Here is a 19,302-nt window from a genome sequence, read left to right as displayed (position 1 = left end):
GAGTTGGTTCCTTCGTCACAATAAATCGTGGAAGCGATCTTCCAGGAGCGGTCTATTCGATCTGCTCAAACGTGCATTGCCGTGGCGCCTTGTCGGGGCGCCAGCGCAGCAGTTTGGTGCCGTGGCGGAACCGATTGCCGGTAACGTGGTCGAAGCGGACCTCCACCACCAGTTCAGGCTGCAAGGGTTCCCATTGTCCGCTGCGCTCCGTGCTCCAGCGGCTCGGGCCGCCGGGCGCCTTGCCGGTGAATCCGGGCTCTGACCGCAGCCCTTCCAGCCGGCGCGTGAGCGCTCCTCTGTCGGTCCTGGCGATGGTCGACGTGAAGCCGACGTGATCGAGCTTGCCGTCGTCATTGTAGAGGCCGAGGAGCAGCGAGCCAACCTCACGACTGTCCGCGAGATAACGGAAACCGCCGACAACGCAATCGGCGGTGCGCCTCGGCTTTACCTTCACCATCGCACGTTCGCCGCACAGATAATGCCCATCAAGCACTTTGGCCATGATGCCGTCGGTCGATGCATGGCCGGAGCCGTGTAGCCATCGAGCCGCCGTGGCTGCATCATAAGTGCACTTCGACAGGCGAAGATCTGGACTGTTCGAGGAGGTCACCAAGTCCTCGATCGCTCGCCGCCGTTCCACAAGTGGCTTGCCCGTGATGACCTCGCCGCCCGGCCTGGCAAGCATGTCGAAGAGGATCAGACTGGCAGGCGTCTGCGAACTCAGTTTGCGGATTCTGCTTTGTGCCGGGTGAAGGCGCATCTGCAGCGCCTCGAAGGAAAGCTCACCGTCAACCTCAATGACAATCTCGCCGTCGATGACGAAGTGCCCGCGCTTGAGGTCACGCAAAATGTCCGTGATTTCCGGAAAATAGCGGCCGAGCGGCTTGCCGGATTTGGCGCGCAGGTCAACGGTGTCGTCGCTCTTGAAAGCCAGGCAGCGAAAACCGTCCCATTTGGGCTCGTACTGCCAGCGGTTTCCATCCCGGGGGATTTCATCGGCAAGCTTGGCCTCCATCGGAGACGTGTCCAGCGGGAGCGGGAAGGCGTTTATTGGTTCATGCACGGGTAGGCCTCCAAAACCGGTTCAGGAACGGCTCCGGCTTTTTTCAACTTCCAGGACTGGCACCGCGTTCCATCTGACGGTTCATGCCTGGTTCTTCGCGATGGGACATTTTCATTTGCCGCGGAACCCGGATGACGGCTGGCCGCTTTGATGTCATCGGCAGCGCTAACGGAGATGCCCCATCGATCCCTCATTGTGGATAGCTTTTGTCGGAACCGTCATTCTCATGCAGGTGCCGCCAGGTCCCGACAGCATGCTGGTGATGGCCCGCGGCATTGGACAGGGGCGCGACGTGGCGCTGTTCACGGTGCTCGGCATGACGCTGGGCGCCGGACTTGTGCAGCTTCCGCTGATTGCATTCGGCCTGTCCTCGCTTGTCCACGCCTCGCCCCTGGCGTTCAATCTGCTTCGATGGGCCGGGGCGGCCTACATCGTCTGGCTGGGTGTCCGGCTGCTGCTTTCATCCTCGGCAACCATTCCCACAGGTGACCTCAAGGCCCTGCGGCCGCTCGCCGCCGCCCAGGAAGGAATGATCGCCAATCTGAGCAATCCCTGGCCTTTGATGTTCATGGTTGCGTTCCTGCCGCAGTTGTCGATCCGCACAGGGGCTCCGTCACGTTGCAGCTGGTGCTGCTTGGCGCAACACAGAAGATAACCGGTGTGCTGGTGCTGGGAGCCTATGCCTTGGCATCGGGCGCGGCCGGCGCATGGGTCATGCGGCACCCTCGCGCAAGGCTTTGGCAGCAGCGGCTCGCCGGCTGTCTCATCATCGGCCTCGGCTTACGGATGGCGATCGGCGGCGGTACGAGCCGCTGACCAAGCGGATGAACGGGCTGGGCCGAACACTCGACTTTGGCGCCGCGGGATTTTCTTTAGGGGAAAGTTTTGTGCCAAGTCGCCTGAATGACAGGCTCCGACACCCTTCTTCAGTGGAGCGGAGCATTCGCTTGGATGTCCGGCTCCGCCGAAAGAACCCGCATCGGATGAAACGTCGTCGCGGGCCGGGACTGGTCCAGGAACAAAAAGCCTGACCAGAGGTTCGAGCCTCGATCTCAATGCAGCTTGAAACGGCTGCTTCATCGCCGTCCGATTGGAATGTTCGTCATGATTTCTTGCGTGGCAAGCGGGCAAAAAAAGGGCGGCGTCGTTCGGGCTCTCGGGCTTGGTCTGATCACCGGCGCGGCCGATGACGACTGCTCGGCCATCGGTACCTACGCGAGCGCCGGAGCGCGGTTCGGGCCTGACCTGCTGTGGACGGCACCTGTCACGCTGCCGATGATGTATGTCGTCGTCTATCTTTCATCCAAACTAGGCCAGGTTTCGGGTCGCGGGCTTTTCAAGGTCATATCGCACTTCTATCCGCGTTGGCTGCTATGGTCCGTGCTGGTGGGCGTGCTGATTGGCAACACGATCGAGGCAGCCGCAGATCTTGGCGCCATGTCGGCGGCCATCGTGCTGTTCGTTCCTCTGCCTGCTCCCTTGGTCGTCATTGCCGTTGCGGTGGTCATTTTTGCCCTGCAGGTGTTCGGATCGTATAAATTGATCCGAAATGTGTTCCGGTGGCTGGCTCTGGCTCTGCTTGCCTATGTGGTCTCCGCGGTGCTTGCCAAACCGGATGCAGCCTCCGTTCTGCGCGGCACGCTATTGCCAAAAATCGAATTCAGCCGCGAATACCTGTCCATCCTCGTGGCCATCATCGGGACCACGCTCTCCGCATACCTTTACACGTGGCAGTCCAATCAGGAGGTGGAGGAGGAGATAGCCAAGGGTCGAACGAGCCTCGAAGAGCGCAAAGGCGCCACGGAGAGCGAACTGCGCCGATCCCGCCGCGACATCCTGATCGGCATGACGTTCTCCAATCTGATCATGTATTTCATCATTCTTTCGACAGGTTCGACGCTCTACAAGGCCGGGCAGACGCAGATCGAGACAGCGGCACAGGCGGCCGAAGCGCTGCGGCCGCTTGCCGGCGACGCTGCCAGCATTCTGTTTGCGGCCGGTGTAATTGGCGTTGGCTTTCTGGCCGTGCCGATCATGACCGCTGGCGCCGCTTTCGATTTCGCTCAGGCGATGGGATGGAAGAATAGCCTGCATTCCAAACCCCGCCAGGCTCCCAAATTCTACATCGTGATCGGGATCATAACGCTGGTGGCGGTGGGCCTCAATTTCTTCGGCTTCAACCCGATGAAGGCCCTGGTCTGGTCGGGCATTGTGCAAGGATTTTCAACGCCACCTCTGCTGCTTCTCATCCTCATCATGACCAACAACCGCAAAATCATGGGCGACAAGGTCAACAGCACAAGCACGAACATCCTGGGCGGCGTGACGATCCTGGCGATTTTTGCGGCGTCGGCGGGACTGGTGGCAAGCTGGTTCCTGTAGCTCGCCGGGCGGGAAGGATGTTCAGGCGCGGTGGAACATCGGCGGTCAATTCTCGTTGAGACGCTTGTGGGAGAGGAGATGTCCATGTCAAAGTTGCAGGCCGCCACTCCGGATCGTCTAAGACAACTCAGGCTTGAGGCGTCGGCCCATTTCGCTCCGTTAATGCTGCACGAGGCTTTGCTGCGTCTTTCCCATGCCTGTGGGAGTGAAAGTCTTGAGCGGTTCGAGAAAGCCATGGTCAATCGCATCGAAGAAGCAAAAGACGATCGTGCGGACTTCGAAACTATCAAGGAATTAGCGATCGAGCAGTTATATTCCTTGATTCGAGACGCGAACGATTCGCCAAAAAAGAAACAGCCGCTGGAGAACATAGAAAGTCGCAGAACGCACGGCCGCTCCGAAGAACCCCAAACACTCGAGGATCAGTTACAGGCAGGATTGGAGGATTCTTTTCCGGCCAGCGATCCGCCTGCGGTCGTATCCACAGCAATTCCGGGTGGAGCGAAGAAGCTGGTCGGAACCGACGAAGTTTTGAAAAAGCAGCGAGAACAAGCAGCTAGAAAGAGCAGCTAATCATAGCGCGCCGTGCCAGAAGGCTAGGAGGCGAACCACCCAGATTGCGGCAGCCGGCATCTTGCCGGCTGTTATCGCGTCAAAGCTTTACAGCCGCCTCCCTTGCCCAGAGCCGCAGTTTGCGGCACGACTGCACAAATGTCTCGACCGAGGCTGCCGTATCCAATGCTATCAGCCCCTCATCGGCATCGGGAGCGACGCCTGCTTTGGCCAGGAGCGGCTCGGCCCCCGGGGTGAAGCCGATGAACTTGCAGTGCGCAAACGCGTCAGACACGAAATCCTTCGCAGCGGCCTCCTTAACCAGCAACTCGGCGCCCGCCTCGGAGAGGAGCAGCACCACCGCGTCGAACAACACGGACGGACCGCCGTCGATCATGTGCCTTGCCTCGATGTGAGTGCCGTCGGCGGCTTCGACGCCGCCCACCTTGGGCGCAACCACCTCCATCACCGCGCCTTCCGCTTCGATGGCGGAACGAAGTTCCTCGAACAGCGCGACATCGGCTCCATCGCTAAGCATGACACCGACTTTGCGGCCCTCGAAACTGTCAGGCCCGTTTTGGATGATGCTGAGCGCCGGCGACGGCGGCAAGTCATCGCGCGGTGAAACGGCGGCTTCGGCAGGTTGGGGCATGTCACGGATGCCGAGCTTGTCGGCGACCGTGGTCGCCAGCGTTTCATCGATGTTCAACAAATGCGAAACCATGCGCTCGCGGATCGCCGGCGCCTGGACCTTGCTCAGTTCAAATGTCAGCGCCATCGCGATGTGACGCTGCTCCGGTGGTGTCTGGCTGTTGAAGAATTGCCGGGCCTGGCTGTAGTGATCGGCGAAGCTCTCCGCGCGCAGACGTACTTTCTGCCCTTCTTCGGCATCGGCGAAAGAACGGAAGCCACGCTGCGGATCCTCGCGCGGTCCCAGTCCCCATGAGTTCGGCTCATAATTGGCGCGACCGGCCGGATTGCGCATGGCCATGTGCCCATCCTGTTGAAAATGGGCGAACGGGCACTTCGGCGCATTGATCGGCAGATGGGTAAAGTTCGGGCTGCCCAGTCGCTTCAATTGGGTATCGAGATAGGAGAAGTTGCGGCCTTGCAGAAGCGGATCGTTGGAAAAATCGATTCCGGGCGGCACATTCTGCGTCATGAATGCAACCTGCTCGGTCTCGGCGAAGAAATTGTCCGGCATCCGGTCGAGCACCAGCCGACCGACTGGAATTGGCTCGAGGATCTCCTCCGGAATGATCTTCGTTGCGTCCAGGATATCGAAGTCAAAACTGTCGGCAAATGCCTGATCGAACAGTTGCACCGTCAACTCCCATTCCGGGAAATTGCCGGCCTGTATGGCCTCCCACAGATCGCGGCGATGGAAGTCGGGGTCGGCGCCATTGATCTTGACCGCCTCGTTCCAGACCACCGATTGCATGCCGAGCTTCGGTTTCCAGATGAACTTGACGAAGGTGGATTCGTCCTTCGCGTTGACGAGGCGGAACGTGTGCACACCAAAGCCTTGCATGAAGCGGAAGGAACGCGGGATCGCGCGATCCGACATGATCCACATCACCATGTGCATCGATTCCGGCATCAGGCTGATGAAGTCCCAGAAATTGTCGTGCGCCGTCTGTGCCTGCGGGAAGGCACGGTCCGGCTCCTGTTTGGCGGCGTGGATCAGATCGGGAAACTTGATGGCGTCCTGGATGAAGAAGACCGGGATGTTGTTGCCGACCAGATCCCAATTGCCCTCCTTGGTGTAGAGCTTGACCGCGAAGCCGCGCACGTCGCGGGCGAGATCGAACGAGCCCTTGTTGCCGGCAACAGTCGAGAAACGAACAAATGCCGGCGTCTTTTCGCCAACTCGCTGGAAAATGTCGGCACGTGTGTATTTGGCAAGTGACTCGTAGGTCTCGAAAAAACCATGCGCGCCATAGCCGCGGGCATGAACGACCCTTTCCGGGATGCGTTCGTGGTCGAAGTGGAAAATCTTCTCGCGAAAGTGAAAGTCTTCGATCAGCGATGGTCCGCGCTCACCGATCCGCAATGTGTTTTGGTCGTCGGAGACAGGCGTTCCGAGCGCCGTCGTGAGCGCAGGCGTTTCGTCCCCCGCGATCTGGTGCAACTCGCCGCCATTTCCGCGCGCGCTATTCTGATCCAGTCCACTTGCCGATTGGCGAGCGGAGGGGCGAGCGGATTTGGCCATGACAGGTCCTCGATCGATACCGGAAGGTTGAAGTGGTCAAGCCATCAAACTGCCGGTGAGCGGCTTTGTTCCCGTAAAAATGGACGCTGAAGACACCGCTGTCGGTGGAGCCGTGACTGCTGCGGCGATGGTGCGCGCCAATCGGATGACAGATATCTCCGCCTGCGCAGAATTTATGAAGAGTTGCCTCCAGCAGGAGGAACGAACCAAACTTCCATGCATTTAGCTGGGGCTGCGTTCACACACTCTTTCTTCTGGGAGCTGGACCATTGTCATCCGGAGGCTGCCTTTTGGCCGACCAGGAAACCAATGAAGTTTCCATCGTTGACCTGATACCTGCTCTGCGGGCATTCGCGCGCACCTTCTGCCGCGTCCCCGACGACGCCGACGATCTCGTGCAGGAGACACTGACCAAGGGTCTCGCCAACATCGACAAGTTCGAACCCGGTACGCGCATGAAGTCGTGGCTCTTCACCATCATGCGCAACACTTATTATACCCGGGTCAAGATCGCTGCCCGGGAATCGCCAGGCTTGCTCGACTGCGCGTCTTCGAGACCAATTTCGGAAGCCACCCAGGAATGGACCGTTCAGAGCAAGGAAGTTCACGGCGCCATTCAAAGGCTGCCTGAACACCAACGCGAGGTCCTGATGCTGATCGGCGTTTTGGGAGTGAGCTACGAGGAAACCGCCGACATATGCGGTTGCGCGGTCGGGACGGTCAAAAGCCGCCTGAACCGTGCGCGCGCCAACATCCTTGAATTCCTGGGGGAGAGTTCGCTGCAGACATTGATGGAAAGACGAAACCAGCTGTCGGATGGTCAGCTCGATGTCGAGGTCGACGGCCGGAGATAGTCAGTTCTTCACGTCGCGCCGACGTTTCCCGACGAGCGCGTTCTGCAATTCGATCGCCAGCTTGGTCAGGCGGTCTGGAATTTTTTCCTGCTCTATGGCGGCCAGCAGGGAAGCAATCTCCTGATCCACAGCCATCTCGACATGCGGATCCGGGGTATCGTCGCTCGAACGAGACATCACATTCTCTTGATAGCGGGTCCCTTGATCCTAGTGTGGTGATAAGCGCCTGGCATTACAAGGCGGTGTCCGCCGCCAAGAAGCTCACCAGCGGCCCCTTGCACAGATTTATTTCCTTGCTGCTCCTTCGTCGTCCCGGGCCATGGACGCGCGGCGGTGGCGTTCAATCCCTAGGCAATCGGTCAGCGGCGTGATCCTGATATTGATCGGGCTTGATCCGATTGCCGTCCAGCCCGCGCTCCTGGCCATGCTGCTTCTTGTTGCGATTCGACAAGACCGCGTTTTCTTCGATCTTGTCCCTCTCCAGGGAGGTCATCGCGCCGGCGCCGGCACTCTTGCCTGGCTGCTGCGGCCGAATTGTTTTTTACCGCCGGATGCCATGATTATCCTCCTTCAAATAGGGTACACTCGTCGGTGCCCGTTGTTCGACGTCCGAACTGGCATCGCGCTGTAATGTTCCGCTTCACCCAGCGAGCAGAAAGGCGCTGCCATCCCACGACCGAAACGGCTTCTCGCCGTCGATGAGGACCCGCAATTGATGAGCTTGCGCCAGACGGCCGATATCATCGCGGTCTGAGAGAAGTGATCCGCGATAGGAATAGTTCAGCAAGGCGAGCCAGCCCGGCCGTTTCAGAACGCGCGCAATTTCGTCGAAATGCCGATCAGCCATGCCGGCCAGAACCAGATAGGGAAAGCTGTCCACCGCCAGCACGCAATCGAAACTGGCATCGGCGAATTCGGACAGATCGAGACCGGAGGTTTGTCGCAACTCGACATTGCCGAGTGCGGCGCATTGCTCGGAGGCGATGGAGATCATCCGCGGCGATATGTCGATGCCGACCATCCACTTGAAGGATTTGCACAGCGCGCGCTCGAAACGGCCGATGCCGCAACCGATGTCGAGAATGCTCCGTTCCCTTCCGGTGAATCCTCGCGCTTCCAGCCATGCGACGATTTCGTTGGTCGTGACTGTGAGCCTTGCCTCATCGCCGAGGGATGCCAGTTGGACACTCGCGGCTCCCGAAATCGCTGCCGCGGCATCGAAGCTGGAGGCCAGCCGCATGACGACAGCGACATTCGTCTCGTCCTCATCGCGCTCATGCCGAACGGCGCCACCCGTTGCCCGCAACATGGCGAAGACGTCTGGTTTGCAGCGCAGCAGTCCGGCGACCTTTCGCAGCCTTGCTGCGTCGCCGGCATCCGCCGGCTGGACCTTCAGCACGACCTCCGCCAATTCCGCCGCTCCAATTGTGGGCGGCAGGTGGAGCGCCAGCCTGACGAGAACACCTTCGGCGCAAATGCCATCGGCCATGCAGTCTTCAACCGCCAGCCTGACCGATGTCGTGCGCCGGGCGGCTTTCGGTGCGGTTACACTCATGCATCAACTCCGCGTCCAGACCCTGCGCATCGTCCACCTGTCGACGGCGCCCCAGCCATATTTATAGGCCTCCTGGCCGCGCAGAAAATCGAACTCGCGCGCATCTTCGCGGATCGCTTCCGCGATTGCGTGGCCAATCAGGATCGCACCTGGGCTCTCCTCGGCATAAGCAGGGTCGAAACCACCGAGATAAGCATAGGCACGGCCGCGGTGGTGAAATCCGTAATAGGCGCCGACGGTTCCGCCATCGATCGCGAACAGCCAGCATCGCACCAGACCGTGAGCGTCGAGCAAGGGAAGTGAGAGCCGATGGAATTGCTCGACGGCGGCGTTGGCCAACACACCGCCTCCTTGTTCGGCCCAGCGCATATTGTGCAGGCGGATCAATTGATCGAGGAAAGTTTGCGGACTGCCGCTTGCCGACAACAGCGCGATCCGGCCGCATCTTGATGCGGCTTGACGCGCCCGACGCAACTGGCGTCTGCGTCTTGCGGGGACGCAGCCTGCAAGCGTTTCGTCGCCGGCGAGGGCGAGCACGGGGCAGGCGGCATGGGCGGTCGGCCAATCGATCTCGGGATGCGTCATCGCAAGGGAGAGGCTGTCCTGCGGCAAGTCCGACAAGATCCATTGCGCCCACCCGATCGAGAGGATCGACTCGGCGACAATGTCGACGACCTCGGCTTCGCTCCCAGGGACAGCCAGAATGTCCAGATAATCGCTGAGCGAAATGCCGACCGGAAGCAGCTTCGAACCGGATATCCCATGCTCGAGGTAGAATGGCGCCAGCCCGACCAGATCGTCGCCACGCCAGACCGCGACCGTCGCCAGTTCACCAGGTGCGAATGCGTGCCACCACGGCACCAGCCAGGCGGGAGATTGAAACGGAGTCGCCGAGGGACTCTGCTGCCACAGTTTCCACCAGTGCGGCGTCAAGGCGTCCAATTGTGCGAGGTCACCGATGATTTCGCTGCGCAGCACAGTTTAGCTCACGGCGTCGCCGCGAAGCGCCGGCGACCAGTGCCAAGCTGTGCCAGCGCCTGATAGGCGTCCATGTAAGACGAGATCATCCGTTCCAGCGAAAACCGCCGTCGCGCTTCGGCCCTGCATGTCTCGGCATCCAAGCTGGGCGCCGCAAGAATGGCTTGGGCCATCTCGTCGACCGTGTCGACGAGAAAGCCCGTTCTGCCGTGCTCTATGACATCGGGAAGCGCACCATTTGGAAAGGCGACCACCGGGGTACCGCAGGCGAGGGCCTCCATGGCCACAAGCGAGCTGGTCTCGGCTGCGAGACTCGGAATGACCAGACAGCGCGCTGCATTGAGAATGCGTCGCTTGGCGATGAAGCCGAGCGGACCAAGGAAGCGGCGGCGGCCATCGAGGCGAGGTTGGACCTCATCGCGAAAGTACCGCGTATGCATTTCATAGGGATAGACCTTGCCGCCGATGACCAGTTGCACATCTGCCTGTTTGGCTGCGTCGAGCGCCAGGTGGACGCCCTTTTCCGGACAAACCCGGCTTAGAACAAGGGCAAAGTCGCGCTTCGACTGCAGCAGGGTCAGTGCTTCGATGTCAACGCCGTTCGGAATCGGCGCCGTCAGCCGGGCGTCTGATGGCGCGGTTTTCTGCTGGGTGGGCGAGACCGCATGGAGCCAGAGGTCACCGCGCGTCGGGCGCAATGCCGCGGCCGGATACCAATCCAATGGCAGGTGGAGGGTCACCAAGGTCGGACCATCGTCGGGCAGATAAGCGTCGAAATCTATGCCGTGCAGATGAACCACGTCGATGGGCCATCGGGCACGGGCAGCCGCGATCGCCTCGCGATGGGCCTGTTGCGCGCGGCTCTTCGCCGCCTCGTCGAGTACGCCGTTTTCGGCCGGTATTTCCACAAGCGTGCCGCTCGTTCTGGAGCCTCGGCAGCCAATGACGATAGATCGATGACCGGCCTGAACCAGTGCCCGATCGAGCATCGACAGAACCTGTTCGGCACCGCCGACAGCGTCGGGGCCGACGGGCGCGAGAGGGTAGGCAACATTGAGGACGGTGAGTGTCTCGCCTGGGCACGTCTCGTTGCCCTGCGCCGTATCCCCACCCGTCAACGGCGTCGCGAAGTCCTGCATCTGATGCATGGGCAGCATGACATTTCACGCGGCCGAGGCCCGCTGCGTGGGGAGCGAGGCGGATGTCATGCCAGGCGCATAGCGGCGGATCATGGTTGAACAGAATTCAGCGAACTCCTCCGGCACCAGGGGCGGGCTGGTGTGGTGGGGCATCATTCCGCGGTGCTGAGGTGTGAAGCAGAAGGTGACCGTCACATCGAAATCGGCGAGTGCTTCCATCTGCCGGTCGAACCAGTCCAGCGCATTCGGCCGAAAACTGTCCGCCCAGGAAAGCCCGGTACGCATATTGGTGACACCCAGCCGCTTCATCCAGGCGACGGCATCGTCCAGCCGCGGGTCTTCGAAATGAAACCACTGCACCAGGCCCATTGCGGGTGTATGGCGCAGGAATTCCTCCAGCGCGGGCTTTGGCGTGCCGTCCTGGCGTAGCAGCCCCATATGGAAATGCCGGTAATAAGAGGAGCCCTCGGCTTCGCGGTGACGCGTCGTTGCTTCCCATTCACGCGGAAGATCGTAGAGGCTGTACCATTGGATGCGTGGCGCATTGCCGAGCAGCAATTCAGCTGTGCGCTTGAGCCCCCAGACTTGGATTTCCTCGGCGCCGAAGGTCGATACGCCGACTTCGCTGACCCAGATGGGAAGATCGGTGACGGTCGCGATCTCGCCGATCTTCTGCGGCCATTCCTGGATCTGCCACAGATTCCAGTCGAGGGGAAAGCCGTGCACGGCGACGGCATCGACATGATCCAGCACGCCGAATTCCTTCATGCGGGTGATGAACCCCGGATCTATCGGCGAGATGCCACCGAGCACTTTGGTCAAAGCCGGGTTTTCAGATGCGATTGCGTCCGCCGCCAGGATTGCCATCCTGGCGAAGCGGCTCCAATCTGGATCGAGCTCGGGATCCCAATGCGATTTGTTGTTGGGCTCGTTCCAGATCATCGCGGCTTCAATCATGGCGCTGTCCTTTCGAGGGGTAGACGGGACCCCCACTGGCCGCGCCGCCGGCGGCGCGGCAGAAATAGACCTCCTGCTCCGGATGCAGGACGATTTCAAAGCCGGCGCTGCGCAGCATCGCTTCGGTGCAGGCGCGGTTGGGTATCCACCAGTTGGTCGGGTCATCGGCATAGCGGTGCTCGATGAAATGGAGCTTGGGAAATTCCGGCCGGTCGAACAGGTCATGCGTCCAGAAATGATAGTTCTCTTCCATCTCGGGCAGATCTGTGCTGCCGCGCTGCATGGACTGGAAGATCATCAGGTCACCGGCGACGTGCTCACGGATAAGGTCGAGCGCGAGCAAGGGGTGGCGCAGGTGATAAAGCACCCCCATGAACAGCACGACATCGAACGTTTCACTCAGGGCGCCGACGTCGTAGACCGAAAGTTTCTGGAATTCGATCTCGCAATCGGCGATCTCGGCGGCAAAGCGGGCCTGCGCCAGATAGGCCTCATCGAAATCGATGCCGAGGACACGGGCAGCACCTCGCCGTTTCATCTCGATGGAATAGAAACCGGCATTGCAACCAATATCCAACACCGTCTTGCCTGTCAGATCGGCGGGAATGGCCTCGGCGAATTTGCGCCATTTGATCAGCGGATAATTGCCGAGAAAATGGTTGGGAGCGGTTTCGACACCCGCCAGTTCCATGTTGTGGAACCACGGGCCGAGAGCATCGATACGGCGGCGGATTTCGGCATGGGAATGCAGCATGATCAGGCTCCTTCGCCGGGAACGACAGGCACATGCGAACGGGCACCTGGCATAATCGTGGCGGGTTGGTGATGGACGGGTGCGGCGCCGTCCTCGAGCAGCCGCAGGGCCGTGCGATAGCCGTTGAAAGTGCCGACATCGACATAGGCGGACCCAGCCTTGATGCCGGAGGCTTGACCTCCGGCCGCAAGGTAGGCGTTGACCAACGTGCCGATATATTCGTCACGGCATTCCCGTTCACGCCAGAGTGCCGCAAGCTGATGCAGGATCTGGCCCGGCATCTTGAACGCACCCCAAACCCAGTTCGTGGCGGCGTCCTGTTGCTTGACCTGGATTTCGATCACGCGCTCGTGGTCATCGACAACGACGGCGTCGAAGAATTCGGGACGATCCACCGGGAAGAGCAGAAATGAAAGCTGATCGTCAGGCAAATGACAGAAGCCGTCCTCGGGAAACCAGATCGTGTCGGGAAGGCCGACCAGGACGACCTCATCGGACGCGACGAGAGGCGCTGCCCGAAAAATCGCATCGCAAAGTCCAACGGGAATGGGCTGCACCACGAAGAGAGCCGCGGCCTCACCATAGCCGGCAGCGTAATATTCGAGGATGTCGGATTTGCCCGATCCAATGATGAAACAGATCTTGTCGACGCCAGCGTGCACCATCCGCCGCACCAGATACTCGCTCACGGCGCAGGGACGCTCGGTCTGTCCATCGATCCGGCTGCCGACCGGCAGCAGCTCTTTCGAGAAGCCGAGCGGTTGAATGCGGCTGCCGCGCCCGGCAGCGGGCACAATGCCCAACATCAGACTGCTTCCATCATCGGTTCGCCGGGAGATCTTTGAAAGGCGTCGTTTAGAATCTGGTCCAGCTCCGCCGCGCGCCGGCCAGAAGTGTGTTCGTCGAGAACCCGTTGGCGCGCACGGGTTTTGATAGCATCGAGTTCTCCTGCGGGTAAGGCGAGCGCCGCGACCACGTCATCGGTGTCGTGGGCCAGCAGGATCTCGCTGCCGGGTTCGAAGAAGCTGCTTAGGCCCGGCCATGTGTCGGTTACGATAGGCACTCCACATGCCGCTGCTTCGAACAACCGGCCCGAAGGGCACCAGCCCTTTTGCGCCATCGCCTCGCGGGTCACATTCAGTGTCAGACGAGAGGATGAGAAAAACGCCGGGTGATCGGCCGGCGGAAGGTGCCTGACGAAGAAGATGTTGTCGCTCCACGGGAATTCCTGCGGATATTGTGCGCCGCCGATGATGAAGCGCTGGTCCGCCAAGCGCGCAGCTGGGCGAACCAGCAGATTCTCGACGGCCGCCTGGCGATCGGGCGCGTAGGTTCCGAGATAGGAGAGATCGGCCTTGAACTCGGCCCGCGGCGTAGCCGGCCGGTGTTGATCCGGATCGACATGCCCATAGAGCGGCACCACGTGACGCGCGCCCAGAACCGCCTTCAGCGCGTCGACCGCCGAGCCGCCTGTGTAGCTCAGGACGAGGTCGAAATCGGCAAGACCCTCGGGGCCGAAATAGGGTGGACGCTCACCTTGTTCGATGCGGGCAAGCGTGACCGGAGTGTCCAGATCGTAGAAGACCCGCAGTCCGCGCCCTGCCTGCTGCGCCAGCCGCGAGGCGTCCACGGCATCGGGACAATAAGAGGTGACGATAACGACATCCGATCGTTTGATCGTTTGCTCCGCGACCCGGCGGATATCCTCCCAGTCCGGATAGAGCACGATGTTGCCGCCGTCCAGATGATCAACATCGCGCGTTCCGGCATAGTAGGGTGTGTCGCGTTCGAAGAAGGTGATGGACCAGCCGCGCCGGGCGAGGGCTCTGATCAGTCCCCTCCATAAGGTGGCATGGCCGTTACCCCATGAAGACGTGACGGTAAGACCGAAAATGACCATCTGCATCCGGCAAATCCTCGTCAGGCAACTTCGTTCAATCGGATCAGCTTCGCCCCCCAGTCGCCCGACACGATCGTGGTGATCGAGGCGGGATCGATGTCGAAGCGAAAGCAGTCGCCGGCCGGCAAGCCAAGGACTTTGCAAACGGCGGCCTTGATCACATCGGCGTGGCTGACCAGGGCGACACACTGATTCTGATGCTGCTCGTGGACAGCGTTCATCACCGCGACGACGCGCTGCTGGACATCCAGCATGGTTTCGCCGTTTGGTGTCCTGGCCTCCTGCCGCTGGTCGTTCCAGGCTCGCCAGCCGGCGTTGCCGCTCAACTCATCGAAGGTCTTTCCCGACCAGTCGCCGAAGTCGATCTCGTCGAGTTCGGCACAGATCGCGATTTCCCCGACGCCGCAGGCGAGCGCGATTGGCAGGGCCGTCTCCCGGGTCCGCTCGCGCGGGCTGCACAAGATCGCTGCAATCGGCTCCCGGGCCATGCGGCAGCCAAGCTGCGTTGCCTGCGCCTTACCAGCATCCCCGAGGCAAACGCCGTCCATACGGCCTGCCAGATAGGAGCCGACATTGTCGTGTGCCGCATGGCGGATCAGAAAGAAGGTCGTCGTCGTCATTCCGCGGCATCGAGCAAAGGCTCGTCCTTGCCGGCGATGAACGCAAGCGTGCGCTGCCGCGCTTCGGCGTCGGTGAACTGTTCGGGAGGCGACTTCATGAAATAACTGCAGGGACCGGTCAGCGCTCCGGCCATGCCGCGATCGAGCGCCAGTTTGGCGCAGCGTACCGCATCGATCACCACGCCGGCCGAGTTGGGCGAATCCCAGACTTCCAGCTTGAGCTCGGCGTTGAGCGGCACGCCGCCGAAAGTCGTGCCTTCCACCCTTATATAGGCCCACTTGCGATCGGTCAGCCACGGTACGTGGTCGCTGGGCCCAACGTGGATATTGCCTGGCTCCAGGGGAACATCGAACTGGCTGGCCACGGACTGTGTCTTCGAGATTTTCTTCGATTCCAGCCGCTCGCGTTCCAGCATGTTGAGAAAATCGGTGTTGCCGCCGAAATTCAGCTGATAGGTGCGGTCGATGCGTACGCCGCGTTCGCGGAAGAGATTGGCCAGCAGCCGGTGCACGATGGTCGCGCCGACCTGGCTCTTGATATCGTCGCCGACCAGCGGCAGTCCTCGCTGCTCAAAGCGCCGGCGCCATTCCGGGCGTGAGGCGATGAAAACTGGTATGCAATTGACGAAGGCGCAGCCGGCCTCGAGCGCGCATTCGGCATAGAAGCAAGTTGCCTCCTCAGAACCCACCGGCAGGTAGGAAACCAGCACGTCAGCGTTGCTGTCGCGCAGGATCTCGCTGACATTGGCTACGGGATCCGGAGCTTCTTCAATCTCGTCGCGCAGATATTTACCGATCCCGTCCAACGTCGGCCCGCGCTCGACGCGAACGCCGGTTGTCAGCGCGTCGGCGAAGCGGAACGTGTTGTTCGGGGCGGCGTAGATCGCTTCCGCGACGTCGCGGCCAACCTTGCTCCTGGCGACATCGAATGCGCAGACAATCTCAATGTCGTCGACATGATAGCCGCCTAGGTCGGCATGCATCAGCCCAGGGATTGGTTCGTTGCTTTTCGCGTGACGATAAAAGGAGAGGCCCTGCACCAGGGAGGATGCGCAGTTGCCGACCCCAACGATACCAACACGAACCTTTTTCGATCCCACGAAACCGCCACCCTATGTTGTTCAAAGGTAAGTTCCTGGCGCCGAACCATCAGCGTGCCGGAATGTTCCTCCGCCCATCGAAAAATTGCGCGAGACTGCATGGATCGAAGCTGCATTCGATGCGTTGCCGCACGGCAACATTGGAAAACCGATCGATGATCGTCTACGGCGACCACAGGCAGACCGAGAGCGCAGAGCAGCTTCGGGAAGCAGCAAACGAAATGGCCGAAAGCCTGGATCGGATGTCTCATGGCGTCCAACGCCATGCTGCATTGGTCGGACTATTCATCAGCGTGTCGGAGCTGGTTCAGGCGCTTGCCGATGTCGATTTCCAAACCAGCGGCATCGACATCTTTTCGCCGCGACAACAGCAAGGCGCCAGGTTGTTGGTCGGACTTGCGGCAGAGGTGGCGAAGTCGTGGCAAAGCGGTTTCGGCGTCGGCGGTGGCATCGATCCGGGACTTCTCAAACAGCTGGCCGGGCTCGACTGCAAGGCCGAGGTTGTGACCGGCTCTGCCGAGGGTTATGCGCACTATGCGCTTTATCCCGAAAGCTATTTGGACGCGGCGCAGAAGTCGGGTCTCGATGCGAACACATGTGTGATCGGCGTCCGCAGCATCGGCCTCGGGCTGGCAGCTATGGTGGCGGCCTCGATTGGTGCGCCGGCACCGTTCAGCGTTCGCCCGATCGGCCATCCCTTCCGCAGGTATATCAACGCCGATCCGCAGTCGATCGCCACTTGGATGAACAATCCGTCGGCGCGTTTCGCCGTTGTCGACGAGGGTCCTGGCCTGTCCGGCAGTTCGATGCATGCCGTTATCATGTGGCTGCGTGAACTGGGTATCGATACGGACCGCATTCACCTGTTTCCCAGCCATTCAGGCGGCCCGGGCATCGAAGCGTCGCGGGAGGCTCGGGAGACATGGTCGCGCTGTCCGAAGCATGTGGCGACGGCGTTTGAATGCACCTTCTCCGAAAGCTCGAAAATTCCCACGTTGCGCGATTGGGTGGCCGAGGCGGTCGGCAGGCCGGAATTAGGCCTGACCGAGCTATCTGGCGGCGAGTGGCGGGCCGCCCACTACGCCGACGAAGGGCGCTGGCCGCCGAGCCCTCGCGGTACCGAGCGGCGTAAATTCCTGGCGTCCGCCGGGCGTGACCGCTGGCTCGTCAAATTCGCGGGCCTCGGCGAAACCGGACGGCGCAAGAAACGAACCGCGACGATGTTGCATGAAGCCGAGTTCGGATCGCAAGTTGTCGCGCTTTGCCATGGCTTTCTGGTTGAACGGTGGATTGACGGCACCACGATGGATCAGGCGCCGCTACCCAGGGAAAGACTGATCGCGGAGTTCACAAATTACCTGGCCTGGCGTGCGCTCAATCTTCGAACTTGCGAACCGGGTGCATCATTGCTTGCACTCGCGGAGATGGCTGTTTCCAATACGTCGGAAGCCTTGGGCGAAAAACGCGCGGCAGCCTTGCGCGGTTGGCTCTCGAAACAGGCCCCCGCGAGCGGGCTGCAGCGCGTTGAAATCGATGGAAAGCTCCAACCATGGGAGTTTCTCGTTCGCGCCGACGGCAGGGTGCTTAAGACAGATGCCGTCGACCATTGCCGGGCACACGATTTGATCGGCTGCCAGCCAATAGAGTGGGACATTGCCGGCGCCCGTGTCGAGTACGGGCTATCCGACAGCGATGTGAGGACCCTGGTCCAAGGAATGAAGCTTGCCATCGACAACTGCCACATCGGCTTTTTCGAACCGTGCTATTTGGCATTCCAGCTCGGGCTCTGGAGCACGGCTGCGCAATCCGAAAATGGCCGGGAAAAAGCAAGGCTCGCCGCGACGGCAGACCGATATAGGATGCGACTGATAGGATTCCTGGACGAATGCCTGATATGATCGTTCCGATCAGTCCAGCCTTCGCAGCATGTCTGCTTCCTTCTCGAGAATAGCGGCCACTTCCTCGCGCTGCAGATGCGTCATCATCAAGCTGACGCAGCACTCGAGATAGGTGATCGAGGCGCGCCGCAGATAGGCAGCCGTCTCGCGTTCGGCCATCTGGTCGATATCCCTCGTGGGTCGCTTGGGTTGCATGAGGATGATCCTCCGTATCTGGTCCTCCCACCGAACCACAAGCTGGGGCGGATGTTCCGCGCGATCTCGGGAAAGATTCGGCGGCCGTCTCGCATCACGCCGGAAGGTTCTGTAGCCCGCCGGATGCCGGCCTCGCTCTTTTGGCAAAGCCTGTCATCTGATCGCCGATGCGACTGCCTTCGAGCGCCGCGAAATAATCGATCGTCAGCTTGAGCCCTTCATTGAGGGGCACCTTCGGCGTCCAGCCGAGCAGCGCTTTTGCACGCGAAATATCGGGCTGCCTGCGCCGAGGATCGTCTTGCGGCAGCGGCAGAAATCTCAAATCCGATTTGGTGCCGGTCATCGCCTTCACCAGTGCCGCCAGTCGCACGATGGTGAATTCTCCGGGATTGCCCAGATTGACCGGCTTGCCCGGATTGGGATCGATATCCATCAGTCGCCTCAATCCATCGATCTGATCGGAGACATAGCAGAAGGACCGCGTTTGCAAGCCGTCGCCGAAGATCGTCAGAGGACGTTTTTCTAACGCCTGCATGATCAGGTTTGAGACGATGCGGCCGTCCGCCGGATCCATTCTCGGACCGTAGGTGTTGAAGATGCGCGCGACGCGCACGTCGGCTTTGCCGGCTCTAAGATAGTCGAAGCAAAGCGTTTCGGCGGTGCGCTTGCCCTCGTCGTAGCAGGCGCGTGGGCCGGTGCAGTTCACATGGCCAACATAGTCCTCCCTCTGGGGATGTTGCTCCGGATCGCCATACACTTCGCTCGTCGAGGCCTGTAGCAGCCGCGCGCCATATCGGACAGCGAGTTCGAGCAGGTTGAGCGTGCCGATCACGCAGGTTCGCGTGGTGTGTATCGGGTCGGCCTGGTAACGCGGCGGCGAGGCAGCGCATGCCAGGTTGTAGATGCGATCCACGGGCTCGCCGAGATCCAATGGCCGGCAGATGTCCTGCTCGATCAATCGGAAACCCGGCTGATCCATGATCGAGATGATGTTTTCCATGCGCCCAGTCAGGAAATTGTCGGCGCAGATCACGCGCCAGCCGTCGCGGAGCAATGCTTCGCAAAGATGCGAACCGAGGAATCCCGCACCGCCGGCAACAAGCACTGCCTTTGCCCTTTGCGCGTTTCTTTTTTGTCGCATCG

19 protein-coding genes are annotated in these 19,302 nt (G+C 60.7%); 5 read left to right on the top strand and 14 right to left on the bottom strand.

Annotation, left to right across the window (positions count from 1 at the left end; translation table 11 throughout):
• Positions 1-52: 52 nt before the first annotated feature.
• The gene (locus tag AC0L24_RS21165) at positions 53-1,063 is read right to left on the bottom strand and encodes an ATP-dependent DNA ligase (protein WP_127809651.1); all 1,011 of its coding nucleotides are present in this window, start codon (positions 1,061-1,063) and stop codon (positions 53-55) included.
• A 226-nt stretch (positions 1,064-1,289) separates the two neighbouring features.
• On the opposite strand from AC0L24_RS21165, the gene AC0L24_RS21160 reads away from it, so the two are divergent.
• The 3 genes from AC0L24_RS21160 to AC0L24_RS21150 all read left to right on the top strand — a co-directional run bounded on the left by AC0L24_RS21160 (position 1,290) and on the right by AC0L24_RS21150 (position 4,018).
• The gene (locus tag AC0L24_RS21160) at positions 1,290-1,718 is read left to right on the top strand and encodes a LysE family translocator (protein WP_245481686.1); all 429 of its coding nucleotides are present in this window, start codon (positions 1,290-1,292) and stop codon (positions 1,716-1,718) included.
• 440 nt (positions 1,719-2,158) lie between these two features.
• On the top strand, positions 2,159-3,445 hold the full coding sequence (locus tag AC0L24_RS21155; RefSeq protein WP_473564126.1) for an Nramp family divalent metal transporter: 1,287 nt from the start codon (positions 2,159-2,161) through the stop codon (positions 3,443-3,445).
• A gap of 84 nt (positions 3,446-3,529) precedes the next feature.
• Positions 3,530-4,018, top strand: coding sequence for a hypothetical protein (locus AC0L24_RS21150; protein ID WP_127397664.1), 489 nt, complete (start codon positions 3,530-3,532; stop codon positions 4,016-4,018).
• A gap of 79 nt (positions 4,019-4,097) precedes the next feature.
• Here the strand turns inward: AC0L24_RS21150 and katE are convergent, their stop codons facing one another.
• Positions 4,098-6,209 carry a catalase gene (katE, locus tag AC0L24_RS21145; RefSeq protein WP_127809652.1) on the bottom strand — a complete coding sequence of 704 codons (2,112 nt, stop codon included), beginning with the start codon at positions 6,207-6,209 and terminating at the stop codon, positions 4,098-4,100.
• Between the two features lie 290 nt (positions 6,210-6,499).
• Between katE and AC0L24_RS21140 the strand changes: the two genes are divergently transcribed.
• Positions 6,500-7,063: a sigma-70 family RNA polymerase sigma factor gene (locus AC0L24_RS21140; protein WP_127326434.1), complete on the top strand. Its 564-nt coding sequence runs from the start codon at positions 6,500-6,502 to the stop codon at positions 7,061-7,063.
• On the opposite strand, the gene AC0L24_RS21135 is transcribed toward AC0L24_RS21140, so the two are convergent.
• The 10 genes from AC0L24_RS21135 to AC0L24_RS21090 form a co-directional block, all read right to left on the bottom strand.
• Positions 7,064-7,240, bottom strand: coding sequence for a hypothetical protein (locus AC0L24_RS21135; RefSeq protein WP_127809653.1), 177 nt, complete (start codon positions 7,238-7,240; stop codon positions 7,064-7,066).
• Between the two features lie 463 nt (positions 7,241-7,703).
• Positions 7,704-8,618, bottom strand: a complete 915-nt coding sequence (locus tag AC0L24_RS21130) for a class I SAM-dependent methyltransferase (RefSeq protein WP_127809654.1) — start codon at positions 8,616-8,618, stop codon at positions 7,704-7,706.
• Between the two features lie 3 nt (positions 8,619-8,621).
• Positions 8,622-9,596: a GNAT family N-acetyltransferase gene (locus tag AC0L24_RS21125; protein ID WP_164873812.1), complete on the bottom strand. Its 975-nt coding sequence runs from the start codon at positions 9,594-9,596 to the stop codon at positions 8,622-8,624.
• 8 nt (positions 9,597-9,604) lie between these two features.
• Complete coding sequence (locus tag AC0L24_RS21120; protein ID WP_127809655.1) at positions 9,605-10,753, bottom strand: glycosyltransferase; 1,149 nt, start codon at positions 10,751-10,753, stop codon at positions 9,605-9,607.
• A 6-nt stretch (positions 10,754-10,759) separates the two neighbouring features.
• The gene (locus AC0L24_RS21115) at positions 10,760-11,692 is read right to left on the bottom strand and encodes a glycoside hydrolase 5 family protein (protein ID WP_127380957.1); all 933 of its coding nucleotides are present in this window, start codon (positions 11,690-11,692) and stop codon (positions 10,760-10,762) included.
• Complete coding sequence (locus tag AC0L24_RS21110) at positions 11,685-12,446, bottom strand: TIGR04290 family methyltransferase (RefSeq protein WP_127326439.1); 762 nt, start codon at positions 12,444-12,446, stop codon at positions 11,685-11,687. The genes AC0L24_RS21115 and AC0L24_RS21110 overlap by 8 nt, the downstream gene beginning before the upstream one ends.
• Before the next feature lie 2 nt (positions 12,447-12,448).
• Positions 12,449-13,252: a sugar phosphate nucleotidyltransferase gene (locus tag AC0L24_RS21105; protein ID WP_473564125.1), complete on the bottom strand. Its 804-nt coding sequence runs from the start codon at positions 13,250-13,252 to the stop codon at positions 12,449-12,451.
• A complete protein-coding gene (locus tag AC0L24_RS21100; protein ID WP_127398006.1) occupies positions 13,252-14,352 on the bottom strand; it encodes a CgeB family protein in 1,101 nt (366 codons plus the stop codon). The genes AC0L24_RS21105 and AC0L24_RS21100 overlap by 1 nt, the downstream gene beginning before the upstream one ends.
• 14 nt (positions 14,353-14,366) lie before the next feature.
• A complete protein-coding gene (locus AC0L24_RS21095) occupies positions 14,367-14,966 on the bottom strand; it encodes a histidine phosphatase family protein (RefSeq protein ID WP_127809657.1) in 600 nt (199 codons plus the stop codon).
• A complete protein-coding gene (locus AC0L24_RS21090) occupies positions 14,963-16,066 on the bottom strand; it encodes an inositol-3-phosphate synthase (protein ID WP_127809658.1) in 1,104 nt (367 codons plus the stop codon). Before AC0L24_RS21090 ends, AC0L24_RS21095 begins: the two co-directional genes overlap by 4 nt.
• A 155-nt stretch (positions 16,067-16,221) precedes the next feature.
• On the opposite strand from AC0L24_RS21090, the gene AC0L24_RS21085 reads away from it, so the two are divergent.
• Positions 16,222-17,964, top strand: coding sequence for a hypothetical protein (locus AC0L24_RS21085; RefSeq protein WP_127399008.1), 1,743 nt, complete (start codon positions 16,222-16,224; stop codon positions 17,962-17,964).
• Positions 17,965-17,973: 9 nt separating this feature from the next.
• Here the strand turns inward: AC0L24_RS21085 and AC0L24_RS21080 are convergent, their stop codons facing one another.
• Both AC0L24_RS21080 and AC0L24_RS21075 read right to left on the bottom strand, forming a co-directional pair.
• Entirely contained in the window at positions 17,974-18,159 is a 186-nt protein-coding gene (locus AC0L24_RS21080; protein WP_127809659.1) for a hypothetical protein, read from the bottom strand.
• Positions 18,160-18,253: 94 nt separating this feature from the next.
• Positions 18,254-19,300: a UDP-glucuronic acid decarboxylase family protein gene (locus tag AC0L24_RS21075; protein WP_127398875.1), complete on the bottom strand. Its 1,047-nt coding sequence runs from the start codon at positions 19,298-19,300 to the stop codon at positions 18,254-18,256.
• Positions 19,301-19,302 lie beyond the last annotated feature (2 nt).

It is taken from the genome of Mesorhizobium sp. WSM4809 (assembly GCF_055811655.1).
The sequence above is the reverse complement of the archived record's forward strand: the minus strand, read 5'-3'. Positions and strand labels throughout refer to the sequence as shown.

What these genes read in the sequence shown, in the direction of transcription:
- AC0L24_RS21120 (WP_127809655.1), bottom strand. Translation starts at nt 10,753, where the DNA reads ATGCTGCCCATGCATCAGATGCAGGACTTCGCGACGCCGTTGACGGGT.
- AC0L24_RS21155 (WP_473564126.1), top strand. Translation starts at nt 2,159, where the DNA reads ATGTTCGTCATGATTTCTTGCGTGGCAAGCGGGCAAAAAAAGGGCGGC.
- AC0L24_RS21160 (WP_245481686.1), top strand. Translation starts at nt 1,290, where the DNA reads ATGCAGGTGCCGCCAGGTCCCGACAGCATGCTGGTGATGGCCCGCGGC.
- AC0L24_RS21085 (WP_127399008.1), top strand. Translation starts at nt 16,222, where the DNA reads ATGATCGTCTACGGCGACCACAGGCAGACCGAGAGCGCAGAGCAGCTT.
- AC0L24_RS21115 (WP_127380957.1), bottom strand. Translation starts at nt 11,692, where the DNA reads ATGATTGAAGCCGCGATGATCTGGAACGAGCCCAACAACAAATCGCAT.
- katE (WP_127809652.1), bottom strand. Translation starts at nt 6,209, where the DNA reads ATGGCCAAATCCGCTCGCCCCTCCGCTCGCCAATCGGCAAGTGGACTG.
- AC0L24_RS21075 (WP_127398875.1), bottom strand. Translation starts at nt 19,300, where the DNA reads ATGCGACAAAAAAGAAACGCGCAAAGGGCAAAGGCAGTGCTTGTTGCC.
- AC0L24_RS21100 (WP_127398006.1), bottom strand. Translation starts at nt 14,352, where the DNA reads ATGCAGATGGTCATTTTCGGTCTTACCGTCACGTCTTCATGGGGTAAC.
- AC0L24_RS21110 (WP_127326439.1), bottom strand. Translation starts at nt 12,446, where the DNA reads ATGCTGCATTCCCATGCCGAAATCCGCCGCCGTATCGATGCTCTCGGC.
- AC0L24_RS21135 (WP_127809653.1), bottom strand. Translation starts at nt 7,240, where the DNA reads ATGTCTCGTTCGAGCGACGATACCCCGGATCCGCATGTCGAGATGGCT.
- AC0L24_RS21080 (WP_127809659.1), bottom strand. Translation starts at nt 18,159, where the DNA reads ATGCAACCCAAGCGACCCACGAGGGATATCGACCAGATGGCCGAACGC.
- AC0L24_RS21095 (WP_127809657.1), bottom strand. Translation starts at nt 14,966, where the DNA reads ATGACGACGACGACCTTCTTTCTGATCCGCCATGCGGCACACGACAAT.
- AC0L24_RS21150 (WP_127397664.1), top strand. Translation starts at nt 3,530, where the DNA reads ATGTCAAAGTTGCAGGCCGCCACTCCGGATCGTCTAAGACAACTCAGG.
- AC0L24_RS21105 (WP_473564125.1), bottom strand. Translation starts at nt 13,252, where the DNA reads ATGTTGGGCATTGTGCCCGCTGCCGGGCGCGGCAGCCGCATTCAACCG.
- AC0L24_RS21130 (WP_127809654.1), bottom strand. Translation starts at nt 8,618, where the DNA reads ATGAGTGTAACCGCACCGAAAGCCGCCCGGCGCACGACATCGGTCAGG.